The organism is Neobacillus sp. D3-1R (assembly GCF_052180215.1).
Lineage (GTDB): Bacteria > Bacillota > Bacilli > Bacillales > Cytobacillaceae > Pseudoneobacillus.
The window spans coordinates 4,349,515-4,370,322 of record NZ_CP197471.1; the positions used below are offsets into that span (position 1 = coordinate 4,349,515).

Annotated in this window: 14 protein-coding genes; 8 read left to right on the plus strand and 6 right to left on the minus strand. The window is 38.9% G+C overall.

The window, feature by feature from the left end; genetic code table 11:
* Window positions 1-61: 61 nt before the first annotated feature.
* The 4 genes from ACSBPO_RS21885 to ACSBPO_RS21900 form a co-directional block, all read right to left on the minus strand.
* The gene (locus ACSBPO_RS21885; RefSeq protein ID WP_442597069.1) at window positions 62-2,524 is read right to left on the minus strand and encodes a S8 family serine peptidase; all 2,463 of its coding nucleotides are present in this window, start codon (window positions 2,522-2,524) and stop codon (window positions 62-64) included.
* 222 nt (window positions 2,525-2,746) lie between these two features.
* Window positions 2,747-5,221 (minus strand): S8 family serine peptidase, encoded by a 2,475-nt coding sequence (locus tag ACSBPO_RS21890; RefSeq protein WP_442597071.1) that lies wholly within the window; start codon window positions 5,219-5,221, stop codon window positions 2,747-2,749.
* Between the two features lie 406 nt (window positions 5,222-5,627).
* Window positions 5,628-6,275 (minus strand): response regulator, encoded by a 648-nt coding sequence (locus ACSBPO_RS21895; RefSeq protein ID WP_442597073.1) that lies wholly within the window; start codon window positions 6,273-6,275, stop codon window positions 5,628-5,630.
* A complete protein-coding gene (locus ACSBPO_RS21900; protein WP_442597074.1) occupies window positions 6,250-8,115 on the minus strand; it encodes a GAF domain-containing sensor histidine kinase in 1,866 nt (621 codons plus the stop codon). Before ACSBPO_RS21900 ends, ACSBPO_RS21895 begins: the two co-directional genes overlap by 26 nt.
* A 545-nt stretch (window positions 8,116-8,660) precedes the next feature.
* On the opposite strand from ACSBPO_RS21900, the gene ACSBPO_RS21905 reads away from it, so the two are divergent.
* From ACSBPO_RS21905 to ACSBPO_RS21915, 3 genes are all read left to right on the plus strand, one after another.
* Entirely contained in the window at window positions 8,661-10,448 is a 1,788-nt protein-coding gene (locus tag ACSBPO_RS21905; protein ID WP_442597077.1) for a TIGR04190 family B12-binding domain/radical SAM domain protein, read from the plus strand.
* Window positions 10,449-10,523: 75 nt separating this feature from the next.
* Complete coding sequence (locus tag ACSBPO_RS21910; protein WP_442597079.1) at window positions 10,524-11,171, plus strand: glycoside hydrolase domain-containing protein; 648 nt, start codon at window positions 10,524-10,526, stop codon at window positions 11,169-11,171.
* A 194-nt stretch (window positions 11,172-11,365) separates the two neighbouring features.
* Complete coding sequence (locus tag ACSBPO_RS21915) at window positions 11,366-13,021, plus strand: glutamine--tRNA ligase/YqeY domain fusion protein (RefSeq protein ID WP_442597081.1); 1,656 nt, start codon at window positions 11,366-11,368, stop codon at window positions 13,019-13,021.
* Window positions 13,022-13,355: 334 nt separating this feature from the next.
* Here the strand turns inward: ACSBPO_RS21915 and ACSBPO_RS21920 are convergent, their stop codons facing one another.
* On the minus strand, window positions 13,356-14,561 hold the full coding sequence (locus ACSBPO_RS21920) for an MFS transporter (protein WP_442597083.1): 1,206 nt from the start codon (window positions 14,559-14,561) through the stop codon (window positions 13,356-13,358).
* A 229-nt stretch (window positions 14,562-14,790) separates the two neighbouring features.
* Here ACSBPO_RS21920 and ACSBPO_RS21925 point away from each other — a divergent pair, with 229 nt between their 5' ends.
* The 5 genes from ACSBPO_RS21925 (at window position 14,791) to ACSBPO_RS21945 (ending at window position 20,670) form a co-directional block, all read left to right on the plus strand.
* Window positions 14,791-15,795, plus strand: a complete 1,005-nt coding sequence (locus ACSBPO_RS21925; protein WP_442597085.1) for a LacI family DNA-binding transcriptional regulator — start codon at window positions 14,791-14,793, stop codon at window positions 15,793-15,795.
* 73 nt (window positions 15,796-15,868) lie between these two features.
* The gene (locus ACSBPO_RS21930) at window positions 15,869-17,119 is read left to right on the plus strand and encodes an ABC transporter substrate-binding protein (protein WP_442597087.1); all 1,251 of its coding nucleotides are present in this window, start codon (window positions 15,869-15,871) and stop codon (window positions 17,117-17,119) included.
* Window positions 17,120-17,197: 78 nt separating this feature from the next.
* Window positions 17,198-18,061 carry a carbohydrate ABC transporter permease gene (locus ACSBPO_RS21935; protein WP_442597090.1) on the plus strand — a complete coding sequence of 288 codons (864 nt, stop codon included), beginning with the start codon at window positions 17,198-17,200 and terminating at the stop codon, window positions 18,059-18,061.
* On the plus strand, window positions 18,061-18,882 hold the full coding sequence (locus ACSBPO_RS21940; protein ID WP_442597092.1) for a carbohydrate ABC transporter permease: 822 nt from the start codon (window positions 18,061-18,063) through the stop codon (window positions 18,880-18,882). Before ACSBPO_RS21935 ends, ACSBPO_RS21940 begins: the two co-directional genes overlap by 1 nt.
* Before the next feature lie 105 nt (window positions 18,883-18,987).
* Complete coding sequence (locus ACSBPO_RS21945) at window positions 18,988-20,670, plus strand: glycoside hydrolase family 13 protein (protein WP_442597094.1); 1,683 nt, start codon at window positions 18,988-18,990, stop codon at window positions 20,668-20,670.
* On the opposite strand, the gene ACSBPO_RS21950 is transcribed toward ACSBPO_RS21945, so the two are convergent.
* Window positions 20,659-20,808: a hypothetical protein gene (locus tag ACSBPO_RS21950; protein ID WP_442597096.1), complete on the minus strand. Its 150-nt coding sequence runs from the start codon at window positions 20,806-20,808 to the stop codon at window positions 20,659-20,661. The genes ACSBPO_RS21945 and ACSBPO_RS21950 overlap by 12 nt on opposite strands.

A 20,808-nucleotide genomic window follows, 5' to 3' on the forward strand; every position in this document is an offset into this window, starting at 1 on the left:
ATTTCTATAGGAATTAAAAAAAGCTGACTCAAGATAATCCTTGAATCAGCTCATGTTTTGGTTATTGAAACCACGCTTGAAAATAGCGTGTTGCGGCCACTGCATAGTCTCCGCGTGTTACCTTTGCTTCTGGCTTAAAATAGGCTTCCACAGTAGGCTGTAGATCATATGGACCTTGCTTTACAGTAAATGTGGCATTTAAGATATTCAAATTTAATGCTAGTTGAACATAACCTCTTAAATTAGCAGGAATAGTAGCAGCATCCTTTATCGGAATACGACTGTCCTTATATTGTACGGTTAGGTCACCGGTAAAATCAGCAGCCTCTTCTTGAAGTCCTAATGCCTGAACAAGCGAATAAGCCAGTTCAGCCCGATTTACCTCACCATTTGCCCCAAATGTTCCATCCACTTTTAAAAGCATAACCCCGTTTTCTGTATACGAATGATCTCGAATAGAAGCACCTTTTGCTAAAACCGCTTGCACGAAGGGAGTATCAGCAGCAGAAACATCACTTAAATCCCCTGTTCCTTTAGCTTGACGAATTCCTGTGCCCATTACTAAATATTTTGCTAACTCATTGCGCAAAAGAAGTTGGTCAGGTTTAAAAGTACCATCACTATACCCGTCAAGCAGTCTTTCGTTAACTGCCATCTTAATCGCATCCGCTGCCGGGTGACCACTAATATCATTTAATCCAGAAAACCCGCTTACTTTTGAAAAAGCAAGGCTTCCTTGCACCGTTTCTGGAAGAGCTACTCCAACTGGATTTAGCTCATCGCCTCTTAACCCTCTTATTTCCGCCTTCCACTCTCCTGGCATTGGTGAATTTACGGAAACAGTCCGATCATAATAAAGGGTAAAAAGTAGACTTACACCTGAACTATACTCCGTTCCGTCTGGGGCAATTAAAACCAAATTAATAGGATTCCCTGTTTGCTCGAGCAGCCCTTTTCCATCTACTCTCCCAACAAGCTGAGAAAGTCCTTTTTCTACCTGAAATGTATATTGATTGCTAGAAAGCGTAACGGGATTATATTCTACCTCGAAAGCCGATCTTTCAACGGTTGACTCTGCGTTGCTGTTAAACGTTTGATAAGCATTTACCGTTTGACCATATTTCGTTCCAAATAATACAGCATCCAATGCATCATAAGCATTAATATAACCTGCGCCTACCTCCCAAGTTTCATAGCCAGGCATGTTCGTTGCTGTGTCTTGAAGAACCTGCTTAATTTCATCTGGAGTAAGGGTTGGATTGGCTTCTAACAAAAGAGCGACAATTCCGGCTGCATGCGGAGTAGCCATGGACGTTCCGCTCATCGAAGTATAATAAGGCAAATAGGCTGGCTCGATTAAGGAAGCATCATCTGTTATAGCTAAGGATGATACTGGCGCCAGTACTCGGGTGGAGATAATATTGACACCTGGAGCTACAACCGTTGGGCGGTCCTCCCATGTCCAAACCTTTCCATCCATTTCAAACGTACCGCCAACCCCTTTTGTTCCACGTGATGAAAAGTCTGCTAATGTTCCATCCTTCTCACCTGCACCAATCGAAATGACCCAAGGCGCTTTTGCATAAGGATTATGTGTATTCTCTCCTGGTCCTTCATTTCCTGCTGCAAATAAGACGGTAATCCCTCGGTCATATGCCTTCTTACTAGCAATATTGACTGGGTCATTAGGATCAAAGTCTCCTGATGATCCCCAAGAGTTGGTAATGACACGAATATTGTACTGAGCTTGATGGGTAAGCGCATAGTCAAATCCACCAATACTATCTAAGATAAACAATGCTGCTCCTGAACCATATCCAATTAAATCAGCCCCAGGTGCTACCCCTTCGTATTTGCCACCTGACATGGCTCCCGTTCCGCCGACCGTACCAGCAACATGAGTTCCATGTCCAGAGTTAGAATCTGTATTCGGAACATTTTCAATATAGCTAACTGGTAATAAACTTGGCTCTAGACTATTTAAATTGGTCGATCCCATCACGTTTTGAACAAGATGCGTCCCAAATTCGATATCCTTATGGGTACCGTCCACCCCACTATCATTGACAACGACTCCAATGCCTTTTCCTGTTAACGGGAAACCACCATTTGCTTTTTGCATTGCAGCATCTGTTCTTGCTTTATCAACTCCTGTTAAGGCTGTTGCATCATAGTTATAGTACTCTAGCTTTTTATTTAAATAGATGGACTTAATTCCTGGCTTGCTTGCAAGAGCTTGAATTTGCTCTTTTGTGGCTAAAACTCCAGCTATCGGCAAGGACTTCATCGATACACCTGTTGTGATGCCAACTGCTTTCAATAAGTCTAGCTGACTAGCTGAAGGGGCTTCATTTCCTTCAAATGTCACAATCGCCTGCAGCGGTCCTGTTGTCGTTTCAAAAGCAGCTACTAGTGCAGCATCAAGCTTGGCAGATGTTGTGTCTGCTTTTACGATAGACATTCCAATAAATAATGGCGTCAATAACAATAGGATACTAAACAATACGGCCGTTAACCTTTTCATCTTCCGCTTCCTCCTTCAAAGGAAATATATTTTCATAGTTTTATTATCTGAAAAATAGGTATCGAATCCTATTCAGCAAAGGATGTAAATAGTCGTTCAGTCGGTCCTATCTTTTATTATCCAAAAGTTGTAGATAAGCTTAGTACTAATGCACACCCAGTAAAAAATCTCTATAAAAAAACTGACTGCACCAACAAGCGCAATCAGCTTCAGATAATATTTTTAATAATGATAATTAGAAAAATATCTAGTAATCGTAACAGCGTAGTCGGCACGTGTCACGGTTTTATACGGATCAAACTTTGCTTCAATGGTCGGAGTTAAATCATAAGGTCCTTGGTATACCGTAAAGTAGGCATTTAAAATATTTAAATCGAGCGCTAATTGAACGTATCCTCTTAATTCAGCAGGAACTAATGAAGCATCCTTTATTGCTACCCTCTTATCGCCATATTGAACCGTTAAAGTGTCCGTTGAACGTTTTATTGCTTCTGCTTCTAAACCAAGCGCTTGAACTAACGAATACGCTATTTGCAGACGGTCTACTTTTGCATCAGGAGAGAAGGAACCATTTGCTGTTGGTAGCATAACACCTTTCGTAGCCTGTGCCATATCCTTTAAAGCAGCCCCTTTCGCCAAAACTGCCTCAGCAAAAGGTTGATCATCTGATTTTACATCCGTAACAGTCTTAGAACCATCTAGCGGTAAAAACTGACGAACGCCCGCGCCCATCAATAAGAAATCAGCTAATTCTACACGTTTTAATGCCTTATCTGGGTCAAAGTTCCTCGTATTTTTGCTATCTACTAATCTTTCACTTACAGCAAGCTGGATCGCGGATTCAGCTGGATGTCCAGCAATATCATTTAATCCGGTGTATCCACTCGATTGCTTTAATACAATCTCCCCTTCAATCGTTTCAGGAAGCGCAATACTACCTTCGAGCCCTTCAATGCTTAGCGTCCATGTACCCGGCATTGGATTGATTACCTGTACCGCACGATCCATATAAAGCGGGAATAGTACCGAAATTCCCGATGAATATTTCGTGCCATCTGGACTAATTAAAGCTAGGTTCAGTGTATTACCTGTTGTTTCTAAAAGACCTTTGGCGTTAAAACGCGCCACTAGTTCTGTCTGCCCATCCCCGACTTTAAAGGTTGTTTGATTGGAGGTTGTAATTAACGGATTGTAATCCACCGAAAAAGACTGCTTCGTTTCTGTCATTTTAGCATTGGCGTTAAAGGTACGTGTGATATTTAAAGTTTCACCATAAGCTCGTTGGTTCAAAGCGACATCAACAGCCGCATAAGCATTGACATAACCTGCACCAACCTCCCAGCTTTCATAGCCTGGTATATTCGTAGCTGTATTTTGTAAAATTTGTTTCACTTCAAGTGGAGATAATTCTGGATTTGCATCTAGTAGTAGAGCAACAATTCCTGCCACATGTGGTGCAGCCATAGATGTTCCGCTCATCGTTGTATAGTACGGAAGGTAGGCTGGCGGAATAAGATTTACATCATCCGGCGCACCTAATGTAGCAACCGGCGCAATCACCCGCGTTGACACAATGGCTTCTCCCGGGGATGTGACCGTTGGCTCATCCGCCCAGTTCCATGTTTCACCATCCACTGTTATCGTACCACCTTTATTTTTCACCCCTCTGGAGGAAAAATCGGCCAGCTTGCCTTGCTTCGTTCCCGCCGCTACGGTAATGACCCATGGTGCCTTTTTATAGTTTCCTGATATCGTAGAATCTGTTGGACCTGAATTTCCAGCTGAAAATACGGTTACGATTCCGCGGTCAAACAGCTTCTTTGTGGCAATGTTAATCGGATTATATGGATCAAAATCTGTATTGGAGTCACTTGTGTCACCCCATGAATTCGTGATCACGCGGATATTATATTGAGCTTGATGGGTTAAGGCATATTCAAAACCGCCCAATGTATCAAGCATGGCTACAGCCGCTCCTGATCCATAACCAATTAGACTGGCACCTGGAGCAACACCTTCGTATTCCCCGTTAGACATAGCACCCGTTGCACCTACAATCCCAGCCACATGTGTACCGTGTCCAGAACTGGAGTCTGTATTGGGGACATTTTCAACATACGTAATAGGTAATAACTCATTTTGCGCATGTAAATTCGTCGCACCCAGCACGTTTTGAACAAGGTGCGAACCAAACTCAAGATCCTTATGGGTTCCGTCCACCCCGCTATCATTAATCAGAACGCCAATACCCTTTCCTGAAACCGGTAATCCTCCATTCGCCTTTTGAAAAGCAGCTTCTTCACGAAGACGGTCCACTCCCGTTAATTCCGTTGCTTCTTTGTTTTCGTATTTCAATGGCTTATTATAGTAAATCGATAACACATGTTCATTTTTGGCTAACTCTTCTACTTGCGCTTTTGTCGCAAGAACCCCTGCAATCGGCAGTTCTTTTAGTACTATTCCTTGTAAAATTCCTATCTCTTTTAAAATCGTAAGTTTTTCACCTTGTAAAATTGAATCATCTTTGAAGGTGACAATCACCTCTTGAGGTGTAATCGAATCTGTAAACTTAGAAATTAACTGCTCATCAATGATAGCTGATGATATCGTAGCGTTAGCCTTTTGAATCGGAACGATGGTACTAAAAATCGTCCCCATTATTAACAGAATGGCCAATATAACGGATGATATTTTCATAGAACAACCTCCTATTTCCCCATTTTCTTCATTATCGCACCCTTGGGTATGGAGTCCTATTCTACAGAGGCTATATCTTGGCTTTGCAAATGTACTATCTTCCATACAACCAAAGTAGTAAATGAGCAAATTTACGAGATTCCACTCTGTTTTTGGTTTAGTGGAGGGATTTTGAGGGTAATAGGACACCTTTTTTATAAAGCTCCTTTTCTGAAAAAATGAGTTATCCGACTTTCATGAGCAGTTATCCGACTTTCGACACGTTTTATCCGACTTTTTTCACCCGATATCCGTCTAAAATCAAAATGTTTCCGACTTTGTCACAATTAACAACCTAAAATGACCACTTTTCAGAAAAAAGTAATAAGCCCCCTTCAACAAACAAAGGGGGCCTTCACACACAAACCTATGGCAGCGGCACCAGCTGATTTTGCACCGCATAAATCACGACTTGCGAACGACTTTTAACATCAAGCTTTTTAAAAATTTTACTGACGTGAATTTTCACTGTTTTATCACTGATAAACAAGCTTGAAGCAATCTCTTTATTGTTCATCCCTTGAACGAGGCAAAGCAGGACTTCTTTTTCACGTTCGGTGAGTTGTAAATCCTTATCGACCCTTTCCGGTTCCGGCTTCTCATGTTGGAAGTTTAAAAACTTCTTGGTCATGGACGGATGGATCACCGATTGGCCTTTGACAACGGAACGAATCGCATCGACCACATGCTGAGAAGGAGCATCCTTCAGCAAGTATCCATCCGCACCCTCGCGAATTGCAGACATAAAGTATTCATCATGGTCATGCATCGTTAAGACGAGAATTTTGATTTGGGGGTGTGATTTTTTAATAAGCCCCGTCACTTCGATTCCATTTTTCTCAGGAATATTAATATCCATCAGAATGACATCAGGATTAAAACCCTCTAGCTTTTGAAGGGCATCGTTGCCAGATACGGCTTCTCCAACCACCTCCATATCCTCTTCCATCCCCAATATATTTTTCAAACCATCACGCAACACCGCATGATCATCGACTAGCATAAGCTTGATCACTTTCCATTCCCCCTTCAATTCCCATACGGGGAACGGTTAAACTAATCTCTGTCCCTTCCCCTTCTTTGCTATCAATCTGTAAAGAGGCATGAATTCTCTCCGCAGATTCATTCATTTGTAAAATGCCAAAATGAGGTTCGTTCCGTGCCTTTATCATCGCTTGGAATAAAGAAAATCCTAAGCCGTTATCTTTAATTTTTAAAAATATATGCTCGCTTTGATAGCTTATTAAAATATCAATCGTTGTTGCTTTTGCATGCTTTATAGCATTCTGAACACTTTCTTGAAAAATATCAAAAATAACCTTTTCAACCATGGAGCTTAAAGAATATTCAACGCCTCTCCTTTCCAGATAGATGGCGACATTGTTCTCCTTTTGGATTAAGGCAATACGAGAATGGATAGCCGACATCAACCCAATTCGCTCCGTAGGATACGGTCTTAAAGCATAAATTGATTCCCGAACCTCTTTTAAACTCTTTCTTAATTTTTCATTACTTTCCTGCATAAGTTTTAAGGAATCTTCAGGTGTTTTGAAAAATTTCCGTTCGGCTGTTTCTAATTTCATGACAGCACCAGCAAGAGACTGGGCGACACCGTCATGGATGTCTCGTGCAATACGATTACGTTCTTCAAGGATGAGACGTTTTTCCTGCTCGGAAAAAAGCATTTTTGTTTTGATCACAATGGCTAACTGATTGGCTAAGGTAGCCCCAGACTGGATATCTTCTTCGTTGAAGCTTCGCGTCCGGCTACGGCCAAAGACAAACATTCCGACAATCTCATCCTCAAATAAGAGAGGCGCATATAAACTAGCTACTATTTCTTTATCAAAGGAATCTGCGCAGGGACCAGGATTTTTCCTTGTATCATGATAAATGGTAATTTGTTTCATCTGTTCAAAAGCTTCAATGGCCGATTGGGATAAAGGGTTTTGCCCTTTAGTTGAGCCCATTGAAAATTTTCTTTTCCATTCTCCGTCTTCGCAAATCCAGAGAATCGATGCATCTACATCAATAAACTCTTGTAAACTATTTTGTAAAAAATGCAGCCATTCCTTTGAAGGCATGATTTTATTTAATTCAGAGGACATCTCAAAAAGAGCTTTTAATCGTGCTTTTTCCTTTCTAAGCTTCACGATGCTGGAGCTCAACAATGCTAAACCAACTAAAGGTGAAAAAAAGAAAAAGAAAGCAACAAAATCAATCTCACCGCGATTTTGATTGCCTAACACAATAAAAAGAACTAAATAGATATACGAAATAACTAAACTATTTAACTCCTGTAACGTTTTTTGCTTCCAAGCTGCAAACGTATACGTTTGTGGTCGTAGAAATAAAATATAATCAACAATTAAATTATTAAAGAAATAAAATGGGACAATCATGAGAGAAAAGTGAATGATTCCTAATATGATTCTAGACTCATTAAACTCCTTAAAAAAAGGAAGAAACGCTTCTGCCAACCAATAAGCGCCCAAAAAGCTAATAGCCAGCTGTGCAGGGTTAAAAAAGACAATCCGAAGCGGACGCCTTTTCAACAAATATCCGCCAAACACAACTAGGGAGTAAGCCGTAATAGCAAACGATATTCCCTGCATGACTAAAATGGCATAAACAATGGGAAAAGCGATCGATGTAAAACCTCGCCATACAGGTATTGGGAAAAATTCTACCGTCACTAAAAAAAGAAACAATAGAATCAGAATCCCTACATTTCTAGGTTCCTGAAGCCCCATAAACCCATATGTAAAAATAAGGACCCACCCGATTAAAGAGATGACAAAGATATTAATCCGAGCCCTACGTTCCTTCTTTTGTATGATTGCAGTGTTAGGCATTTTCTCCCCCCTTACGGCCATGCTAATTCCAAATATTCAGTAAATTAATATAATCCTATACCCTAATAACCAAAAGCTCAAACCAAAAATATGGATATATGGAAAAATAGGACAAAAAACCCAGACCAGTCCAATGACAATGCACTGACCGATGCTGGGACAAACCAAAGATGATTTGTTTCTCTTATTATCTCAAGACATCCATCTCTTGCCTATTCAGCAAATGGAATATATTTAATAATACTTTTGTACTAAAAAACCTTCTCTTATTCGACACATTTCCTTGCAAAGTTATATGGTAAAATAATAATAAACAGGAATTAATTGATTATTGAATTATCTTATTAACCCCTCAAAAGATCCCTCCAACAGTTCTGAACAATATGAGAATAATCTCCTAGATCATAATCAGACATCCTTCCCTAACAAAAGGATTGAAAAAAGAAATCTTTTTTTCATAAGGCTTTGTTATATTGTAAATTAATTTCCTCTCCAGCCACTTGCATTCCGATTTTATAAAATTTGCTTCTAAAGGGTGATTTAGCATGAAATATGACTTAGTTCTTTTACATGCGCCGAGCGTCTATGATTTTCGTAAAAATTCTATTCTAGCTGGCCCCATTAGTGATGTTGTACCATCTTCTCCCGTCTTTGAAATGTATCCTATTGGATTAACAAGTATTGCCGATTACCTTGAACGCTTTGGATTAAAGGTGAAAATCATCAATATCGCTAACAGAATGCTTCTTGATGATAAGTTTGATGTAGAAAAGAAATTAACCCATATCAAAACAAAAGCATTTGGCATTGATTTGCACTGGCTTCCCCATGCACATGGAAGTATTGAACTGGCCAAGTTAGTCAAAAACTTACATCCCACCACTCCCATCATATTTGGCGGCTTATCCGCAACCTACTTCCATAAAGCATTAATCCAATACCCATTTATTGATTTTGTTGTCCGCGGCGATTCAACGGAGAAATTAATGCTTATGCTGATGAATGACCTCGAAGACCAAGTAGATGAATTTGATTTGATCCCTAATTTAACCTGGAAAAGGGGACATGAAATGAACGTGAATCCGCTCACCTATGTTCCAAGCCATCTTGATGAGTTCGATATACCAGGTTATCGCTATACGATTCGTTCTGTTTTTAAATATCGTAACTTTTTAGATCCTCTTCCCTATAAAGAATGGCTCCAATATCCAAATACGGCGATCTTAACCGCTCGGGGTTGTACGCAAAATTGTTTAATTTGCGGCGGCTCCAAAGATGCCTACCACCAGAATTGCCAGCGCCAGTCCTTAGCCTTACGATCACCCACCAAATTAATAGAAGATATTGTTTTTATCCAGCGATTTAGCCGTGCACCTATTTTTATTCTTCACGATATCCGTCAAGGCGGCGCAAACTACGTAGACGAATTAATGGAAGGCTTAAAGAACATCCATTTGAAAAATGAATTAGTTTTTGAATTATTTCAATATGCAGATGAAGAGTTTTTTAGAAAAATTCAGTCCGCTGTTCCCAAGTATAGCCTAGAGCTGACACTGGAAACCTTTGATGAAAACATCAGATTGCTGAATGGTAAATTTCACTGTACGAATGAAAAGGTAATCGAAACCCTACAATCAGCACTGAAACACGGCTGTTCCAAAATTGATTTATTTTTTATGATTGGGATCCCTGGGCAAACAAAGGAAAGTGCGGTCGCCAATATCGATTTCTGTGAAGAAATCCATAATCATTGTCATCATGACAGCCGATTAGCTTATTTTGTTGCCCCCTTAGCACCTTTTTTAGATCCAGCAAGCGCCGCCTTCGAAAATCCTGAAAGATATGGCTATATTAAACACTGTCATACATTAGAAGACCATCGCAAGGCCATTACTCAGCCTTCGTGGAAGCATATGCTCAGCTATGAAACAAAAGAAATGAATCGAGACACAATCGTCGATGCCACTTATGAATCTGCCAAACGATTAAATGATTTTAAATTACAATACCAGCTCATTGACAAGCATACTCATGCGGATATCGAATCAAAGATTGAAAAATCTCAAGCCTATATTAGGAGCATCGATGAACTAATGGAGAAATCCCCAAGTATAGACCCTAAAGACCTTGAATCCTTGAAACGAGAATTTAAGGAATTAAATGAATATAGTATTTGCGGTAAAAACGAACTGAAATGGGAGGTAAAAAAGAATTATGCCAACTTCCTTTCCTTAGCAATGGTTGGCTTAGAGCTGCTTTTTGAGGAGCATAAAAATAAACTAAAGCAACAGCTTTATCCCGCTGCAAGGAAACAAATAAATTTAGATGCATAAAATTCATCAATTATTTTCTTTTTCTTCATATATATCGTAGAGTGGAGATTTTGTTAGACGGAAGGAAGATGAATATTGAGATATATTTGGGGAGTTGATTCAGCAGCAAAGGTGACAACAGACCTTTATAACTGTGTTTTGAAAAAATACGGAAAGCCTGCCTATTGGGGCAGATATTTAACAAGAGTGGAGAATGCCTCGGAGGAATTAACCAAGGAGGAAGTCCAGTTACTTCACAATAGCGGCACAAAGATTGTACCGATTTACAATAACTTTAGCGAAGCCATAGGCTATGATAAAGGCAGGGTGGTGGCTCAAAATGCGACCTTCCATGCCAAAAGAATTGGTGTCCCAACAGGAACGGTTATTTTTGCTAATGTGGAGCGATTTTTCAATGTAGATAAAGATTGGATCAAGGGTTATGTTGATGTCATGTACAAAAGCACCTATAAAGCCGGCATTTATCATGATCCGATTCAAGGTGAATTTGCAGCAGCCTATTGTCAAGCTGTTCAGGAAAATAAAGAAGTGGCCAAACAATTAATTCTTTGGAGTGCAGAGCCACAAACAGGTGTCACCAAATCACGTCAGGCACCTGCTTACCAGCCTAAAAAACCTCCGTGTATAGCAAATGTTTGGGGATGGCAATATGGACGTGACTCCGCCACATGTCCGATTGATACCAACTTAATCGACCAAAGGCTATTTAGCCAATTATGGTAACCCTTATTTGTTTTTAAAAAGAGGAAAATGGTAGAATGACAATATCCAATTGATCATAGAGGCTAATCAAATAGATTGGCCTTTTCCTTATGATGTACCTAAAGAAGGGATTTTTCCTTAAGGTCCATGGAAAATTGTTGTGAATTATGTTATATATACAGTTATTGAATGCTTAGCGAAAGAGGTTGAAAAACTTGGAGCACAATCCAGCAAATTTTATAAGAAATATTGTGATTGATGATTTAAAGACTGGAAAGAGAGAGAAAGTTGTCACTCGATTTCCTCCTGAACCGAACGGGTACTTACATATTGGCCATGCGAAATCCATCGTGATTAACTTTGATTTAGCAGACGAATTTAATGGGAAAACCAATTTGCGTTTCGATGATACAAACCCATTAAAAGAGGACACAGAGTTTGTTGAAGCGATTAAAGAAGATGTAAAATGGCTCGGCTTTGATTGGGAAGGACTTTTCTTTGCTTCGGACTATTTTGAAGAAATGTATAATCGTGCTGTTCTTTTAATTAAAAAAGGACTCGCTTATGTCGACGATTTAAGCGTGGATGAAATTCGTGAATATCGTGGAACTTTAACAGAGCCTGGTAAGGAAAGCCCTTATCGCAACCGTTCCATCGAAGAAAACCTAGACCTATTTGAACGCATGCGTAAAGGTGAATTCCAAAACGGGGAAAAAGTATTACGTGCGAAAATTGATATGTCATCCCCTAACATCAATCTGCGTGATCCTGTTATTTACCGTATTTCACATACACACCACCATAACACAGGGGATAAGTGGTGCATTTACCCTATGTACGCTTTCGCTCATCCTTTGGAAGATGCCATGGAAGATGTTACTCATTCGATTTGTACCATAGAGTTTGAGGACCAACGTCCATTCTATAACTGGGTGGTTGAAAACTGCGAAATGGACAGCCAACCACAACAAATTGAATTTGGCCGCTTAAATTTAACGAATACGGTTATGAGTAAACGTAAATTAAAGCAGTTAGTCGAAGAAGGATTTGTCGATGGATGGGATGATCCTCGTATGCCAACTATCTCTGGTTTAAGAAGAAAAGGCTATACAGCAGATGCCATTAAAACTTTCGTTCGTGAGCTCGGAGTCGCGAAGACGACTGGAGTCGTGGATACACAAATGCTTGAGCATTTTGTGCGTGAAGATTTAAAACTAAAAGCTCCACGTACCATGGGGATCTTAAATCCATTAAAAGTTGTGATTACAAACTATCCTGAAGGTCAAGTTGAAATGTTAGATGCAGAAATTAATCCAGAGGTTCCTGAAATGGGTATGAGACAAATCCCATTCTCAAGAGAAATCTACATTGAGCAGGATGACTTTATGGAAAATCCTCCAGCTAAGTATTTCAGATTGTTCCCAGGAAATGAAGTGCGTCTAAAGCATGCTTACTTTATTAAGTGTGAGGAAGTTATCAAGGATGCAGATGGAAATGTGATTGAATTACGTTGTACGTATGACCCTGAAACCAAGAGTGGCACAGGCTTTACCGGCCGTAAAGTAAAAGGAACCATTCACTGGGTAGAAGCTACACAAGCGGTACCAGCTGAATTCCGTCTATTCGAACCATTAATTTTAGATGAGGAAGCTTCTGATGATGAGGAAGATAAAACCTTCTTAGATAAGGTAAATCCTAACTCTCTAGAAATCCTACAAGGCTTTGTAGAGCCAAATATGAAGGATGTTCAACCACAAGATAAATTCCAATTCTTTAGACACGGCTACTTCAATGTTGATTCAAAGCTAACATCAGCTGAAAAAATCGTCATCAACCGAATCGTGTCATTAAAAAGTTCGTTTAAACTTTAAAAATTAGATGAAAAATCCCGAAAACGTTCACGAATCTGAATCGTTTTCGGGATTTTTTTGTATGTTTAACGTTTTGTTTGATCTTTTTCCAAAAAAAGAGGTGTTTATGCCCTCCAAGAGGCCTAGATAAACCTTTCATTTTAGTTATCCGACTTTTTGACTGACTTATCCGACCATTTCACCCACTTATCCGACTTTACAAAGGAGTTATCCGTATAAATGAGCAATGTTTCCGACTTTGTCACACATTTTCAAAATACTTCCAAACAATATAAAAACCACAGCCCCTAAACAGGACTGTGGCAACAAACAAATAAACAATCAAACATCCCTCTTATACCAACTCTTTATTCTTCGTTTCTTTCCCTAAGAAGTAAACAGCCGCAACTCCAACTAAGATAGATACACAGAAAATGGTAAAGATCATGGTGATTTCAATTTCCCTAGCAACCATGTAACCGACTAAAAGAGGACCTAGGATTCCACCAACTCGGCCAAAGGATGCCGCCATTCCCGCTCCCGTTCCACGAATCACCGTTGGATATTGCTCTGGTGTGTAGGCATATAAAGCCCCCCATGCACCAAGATTGAAAAAGGATAAAAAGATCCCTGATGTAATCAGCAATGGTAAATTTTCAGCAAAACCAAAGAAATAAGCACTGATAGCGGTACCGATTAAATACGTGATAAGAACAAACTTTCTTCCTTTTCTTTCAATTAACCAAGCAGCTGAAAAATAGCCTGGTAATTGAGCTAAAGTCATAATCAGCACATATTGAAAACTTTTTATTAAGCTAAAACCTTTCATAACCATCACACTTGGTAACCACAAAAACATTCCATAGTATGAAAACACGACACAGAACCAAAGAATCCAAAGCATGGTCGTTTCACGAACATATTCCTTCGACCATAATTTCGCTAAACTTTGAAACGCCGATAATCTCTCTTTTGATTGTATAGAAGTAAATCTCGGTGAGTCAGGTAACTTCAACCGTAAGTACAAGGCGTAGAATGCAGGAATGGCACTAATTAAAAGGGCCGCCTGCCAGCCGAACTTTGGAATGACAAAATAAGAAATAATAGCAGCAACTAGCCATCCTCCTGCCCAGAAACTTTCTAATAACACAACCACTTTTCCTCGCTTTTCAGCCGGAACGGATTCTGAAACTAAGGTGGAAGCAACCGGAAGTTCTCCTCCTAATCCCATCCCAATCAGAAAACGTAAGATCAAAAATACCGATAAACTAGTCGCAAAAGCTGAAGCGCCACTTCCGACAGAAAAGAGTAATAAAGTGAGGATAAAGACGCTTTTTCTACCAATACGGTCAGCCATTACTCCAAAAATAAAGGCCCCGACAGCCATCCCAATCGAATTGATACTTCCAATCCAAGCCATTTGCTCCACAGATAAATCCCATTCGACTTTTAATGCTGCAATAATGAAGGATAAGATTCCTACATCCATCGCATCAAACATCCAACCAAGACCAGCAATACTTAAGAGTCTTCGGTTAGAAATTTCGCCTCTTTTTCCCATGTTGTCCTCCCACTGACATATCACTATTCTATTCCAATAGTAGTTTGTCCAAATATAATGATTGCTTTCAAAACTATAAGTTCACACTCATTTTAACAGGTGTCTTTACACTAGTCACCAACATTTCAATAGGTTGTCACAAATATCAATAACAAAATAGTTGTAAGGGGTTGCACAAAGTGCTAAGATGTAAACGTAAAGAGTAACGTAAACGTTTACCTAAAGGTAGGTGACAAACATAAAAAATATTAAAGATGTAGCTAAGCACGCAAATGTGTCGATAGCAACGGTCTCACGAGTGGTTAATAATCTTGGGGGGTATTCACCCGCAACGAAAGAAAAAGTATTAAAAGCAATCGAAGAATTAGAATACCAACCAAATGCATTGGCACGCGGCTTAATTAGTAAACGCACGGAAACCATTGCGGTTCTTTTTCCTGAAGTATCAAGTATGTTTTCCTCTAAAATACTCAAAGGTGTAGAGGAAACGGTCCATCAGAGGGGATCAAGTGTGATTGTTTGTAATACTTCAGCTGATGGAGAAAAAACACTAAAATATTTGAAGGTTTTACAAGAAAAACGGATTGAAGGAATCATATTTGTCAGTGAAATGATTACTGAGGAATATTATAAGGTTATCTCCAGTATGAAAATTCCCGTTGTTCTCGTGTCCACTGAATCCTACCAATATTCTATCCCATATGTAAAAGTAAATGATCGACATGCAGCATTTTCTGCAACCGATTACTTAATAAAAAAGGGACATAAAAAGATTGGTATGATTAGTGGAAATCCAAAAGATATCATAGCAGGTCAGCCAAGAATGGATGGTTTTCTAGATGCCTTACGCCTTCATGGATTGAATGAAAACGAAAAAAATATTGTATGCAGAGATAATTTTTTATTTGCAGATGGTTATCAGGCATTGCCTCAATTACTTGAAAAGGCACCTGATTTAACCGCTATATTCGTTGCTAGTGATGAAATGGCTTGTGGCGCGATATCAGCCGCAACCGAAAAAGGAATCAATGTCCCAGATCAATTATCTGTTATTGGATATGATAATCTGCCATTGGCGGAAATGACGATTCCTCCGCTGACTACCGTTTCCCAGCCATTAGAAGAAATGGGTGAAAAAGCAGCAACAATGCTTTTTAAAATGCTCGAAACGGGTGAATCCGTAGAAAGCAGAATTATGCCTCATACGATTATAGAGAGAAAAAGTGTAAAATAATTTTTTTTCGTGAATTACGTAAACGTTTACGTAAACATACTAAACACAAAGTGAAAATGAGGAGGAAATCAACATGAAATTGAAAACAAAAAAATTCGCTTCTGTTTTAGCTGTAGCAGCCCTATCTACTTCCTTATTAGCTGCCTGTGGCGGCGGGGATAATGATGAAGGTGCAAATGGAAAAGTTAAATTAGAGCTTTTCTCTAACAAAGTAGAAAGTATTAATACTTACAAAGCACTTATTAAGAAATTCGAAGCTGAAAACCCAAATATCGATATTGAATTAAATGCACCACCTGAAGCTGAAACCGTTCTTAAAACACGCTTAACTAAGAATGACCTTCCAGACCTTATGTCTATCGGGGGAAATGCAACTTACGGTGAAATCGCACGTGCCGGCGTATTAAAGGATTTTTCAGATTCTGATATAGTGAAAAAAATTCAACCGGCTTACATTGAAATGGTTGGAAAGCTTGTAGGAGATGAAAAGAAAGGCGTATTTGGTATCCCTTACGCTACAAACGCAAATGCGGTTATTTACAATAAAGCAAAGTTTGATGAGCTTGGTGTAACCGTTCCGACAACTTGGGATGAATTTATTGCCATTGCGGATAAAGCAAAAGCAGCTGGACAACCTGCCTTCTATTTAACATTAAAAGATGCTTGGACAGCGATGATTCCATGGAACTCTATTGCAGCAAATGCGGCTGGTTCTGATTTTGCAAGTAAGAAAAACGCTGGTGATGCAAGCTTTAAAAAGGACTATCAACCAGTAGCTGAAAAAATGTTAAAGCTTACGGAATATGGTCAAAAAGATATCTTTGGTAAAGCTTATGGTGATGGTAACACTGGTTTTGCAAAAGGTGAAAGCGTGATGTATTTACAAGGTAACTGGGCGATTCCTGAAATTAAAAAAGCGAACCCAGATATTCAATTAGGAGTATTTGCAATGCCTGTGAATAATGACCCAGCACAAAATAAACTAGTATCTGGTGTTGACGTGTTATTAACCATGAATAAGGATGCTAAGCACCCTGAGGAAGCAATGAAATTTATCGAATTCATGACAAATGAAGAAACTGCTACAACCTATATAAATGAACAAGCTGCATTCTCTGCTGTTCAAGGGGTATTCCAAGAAGATCCAACATTTGAAGGAATTAAAACCAACTTTGAAACAGGTGCCATTACAAGCTTCCCTGATCACTACTATCCAGCAGGTATGCAAGCAGCTAACCTTATCCAAGAATTCCTTATGAAAAAAGATACAGACAAGTTCTTAGGAAAAATGGATAAAGAGTGGGAAAAAGTTCAAAGTCGTTAACATTTAAAAAAAGGAAGAAAGGATAAGACTGCTTATCCTTTCTTCCTTTAAAACAACATGAAAAGCGGATGTGATTCGATGCAAAAGCAAAAAACAGCTTATTTACTAATGGCCATTCCTGCAGTAGTCTTCTTCTTTGTTTTCCATACATATCCTGCGTTACAAGGTATTTTTTACAGCTTTACGGATTGGCGTGGATACGGCGATTATAACTTTGTTGGATTAAAAAATTATTTCAATGTATTTAAGGATGATCGTGCTTTACATGCTTATTTATTTACTTTTAAATTTGCGATCGTTACGACTATCCTTGTAAATGTAATTAGCTTATTAATTGCCATGGGGTTAAATTCAAAAATAAAGTTTCAAAAAACCTTACGTGCCATTTATTTCTTGCCTAATATTTTAAGTATTTTAATTATCGGTTATATCTTTAACTTTCTTTTTTCTCAATTAATTCCTTTATTAGGGGAAAAATTGGGGATTGAAGTTTTAACAAACAATATACTCGGGAACCCTGACTTAGCATGGTGGGGGATTGTCATTGTAGCTGTTTGGCAGTCCGTGGCCTTTAATACCATTCTCTATTTAGCAGGACTTGTGACCATTCCTTCTGATGTTTACGAAGCAGCAAGCATTGACGGAGCTGGTACGTGGAGAAAATTTTGGAGCATTACCTTCCCGATGATTGCACCATTTTTCACGATTAACATGGTTTTAGCAATGAAAAGCTTCTTAATGGTCTTTGACCAAATTATAGCGATGACCGGCGGTGGACCTGGACAATCAACCGAATCCATCTCACTACTTATTTACCGAGGCGGATTTGAGGGTGGGGAATTTGCTTATCAGTCTGCTAACGCTGTTATCTATTTTATTGTCATTGTCGTTATTTCTGTCTTTCAAATTAGAGTGTTACAACGAAGAGAGGTGGATATGTAATGCAGACCTCAAAAAACAACTGGCTCATTACAACCCTTTTAATTTTAGGTTCTTTACTGATTTTATTTCCACTTTATATCACCATTTCAATCGCGCTAAAAACTCCTCAGGAGACAGCCAATTCGTTAATTGCATTACCGAAAGAGTGGAGATTCCAAAACTTTTTAGATGCCATTGAAATAACAAACTTTTTTAATGCATTCCAAAATAGTTTTTTAATTACAGTGGTCGTGGTGATTTTTACACTTCTTACGAATTCTATGGTCGCTTATGCCATCGCTCGTAATATGCATAAAAAGTTCTTTAAATTTTTGTACTACTATTTTGTTAGTGCGATGTTTATTCCATTTCCGATCATCATGCTTCCAATCGTCAAACAAACAAGTGCTTGGGGCATGGATAATGTATACGGATTAATTTTGTTATATATCGTTTATGGATTAGCTTTCAATATTTTTGTGTATGTAGGCTATGTGAAATCGATACCAAAAGAGCTTGAAGAGGCAGCCATTGTCGATGGAGCAAGTACTTGGGGAGTTTTTTGGAAAGTTATTTTCCCATTATTAACTCCTATGAATGCAACCGTTGGAATCTTAACTTGTCTCTGGGCTTGGAATGACTTTATGCTTCCGCTTGTTCTATTAAGTGACAGCGATATGGCAACATTACCACTTGTTCAATATATGTTCCAAGGACAATTTAGTACAGATTACAATTTAGCATTCGCTTCTTACTTAATGGCTCTAGCACCAATGATCATTGTTTATATCTTCGCTCAAAAATGGATCATCAGCGGGGTTACAAAAGGGGCAATCAAATAATAAAAAGTGGGGGAGCACTCCTCCACTTCCTTTATGATATTTATGAGGAAATCAACCAAATTTAACACAGCTTTATTTTTAAAAAGAATATTGGAGTGATCAAATATGAAAAAGCAATGGTGGAAAGAAGCGGTTATCTACCAAATTTACCCTCGAAGCTTTAAGGATTCAAATGGCGATGGAATTGGCGATATTCAAGGGATTATTTCCAAACTAGACTACCTAAAAGAATTAGGAATTGATGTGATTTGGTTATCACCAGTTTATAAATCACCAAATGATGATAATGGTTATGACATTAGTGACTACCGTGACATCATGGATGAATTCGGAACGATGGCGGATTGGGAAAAGCTTTTAGAAGAAATGCACAACCGTGGAATCAAGCTGATTATGGACCTGGTGGTCAACCATAGTTCGGATGAACATTCATGGTTCATTGAATCTCGTAAGTCTAAAGATAATCCTTATCGTGATTACTATATTTGGCATGAAGGGAAAGACGGCAAGGAACCGAATAACTGGGAATCTGTATTCAGTGGTTCGGCTTGGCAATATGATGAGGCAACGGGTGAATACTATCTCCATCTTTTCAGCAAAAAACAGCCTGATTTAAACTGGGAAAATCCTAAACTTCGTCAAGAAGTATACGATATGATGAACTTCTGGTTAGAAAAGGGAATCGACGGCTTCCGTATGGACGTGATTAACTTTATCTCTAAAGTACCTGGTCTTCCGGATGCGCCAAACCCTGAAGGAAAACGCTATGCTCCGGGTGGAGATTATTTTATTAACGGTCCTCGTATCCATGAGTTCCTTCAAGAAATGAATAAAGAAACCGTTTCTCGTTATGATGTGATGACGGTAGGGGAAATGCCTGGTGCGAATGTGGAGCAAGCACAACTCTATACAGATGAAAATCGTCATGAAACAAACATGGTCTTCCAATTCGAGCATGTCGATTTAGATTCTGGTCCAGGAGGAAAATGGGATTTACGTCCATTAAAGCTCTCTGCTCTCCGTGATAGTTTTACAAAATGGCAAAAAGGGTTAGAGACCGTCGGTTGGAATAGCCTATACTTAAATAACCATGACCAGCCGCGCATGGTATCCCGCTTTGGAAATGATAAAGAATACCGTCTCGAATCAGCTAAAATGCTTGCGACGTTCCTACATACACTGAAAGGAACACCTTATATCTACCAAGGGGAAGAACTTGGAATGACCAATGTTGTTTTTGATTCCATCGATGATTATCAAGATATTGAGACTTTAAATATGTATCGTGAAAAAGTCATCGAAAATGGCGAAGATCAACAAAAGGTAATGCAATCTATTTATGTAAAAGGACGCGACAATGCTCGTACTCCTATCCAATGGGATGACAGTGAACATGCTGGATTCACAACAGGCACGCCATGGTTAAAAGTAAATCCAAATTATAAAGAAATTAATGCAAAACTGGCGGTGGCAGATTCAAACTCTGTCTTCCATTATTATAAAAATTTAATTCAACTGCGAAAGCAAAATCCGATCATGGTTTACGGATCATATGACCTGATCCTTCCAGACCATGAACAAATTTATGCTTATGTTCGAAAATATGAAGATCAAACGATGGTAGTAATGTTAAACTTCTCTGCTGAAAAGCCAGTTTTTGAACTTCCTAGCGATATTCAATACACTGAAAAGCAACTGTTCATCCACAACTACGAAGTCGACGAAAACGAAGCTATTGATCGTATTGAATTAAAGCCATACGAAGCAAGAGTATATCTATTGAAATAAAATGGTAAAAGCTATCTCTTTTGTAGAGATAGCTTTTTCAATAGCATCTTCATGATGATGGCCTGATTCATTATGGAAATAAAGCATAACAAAGACAAAGAGAAAGAGAACAATAAAGCTTATGATTCTATATAACAT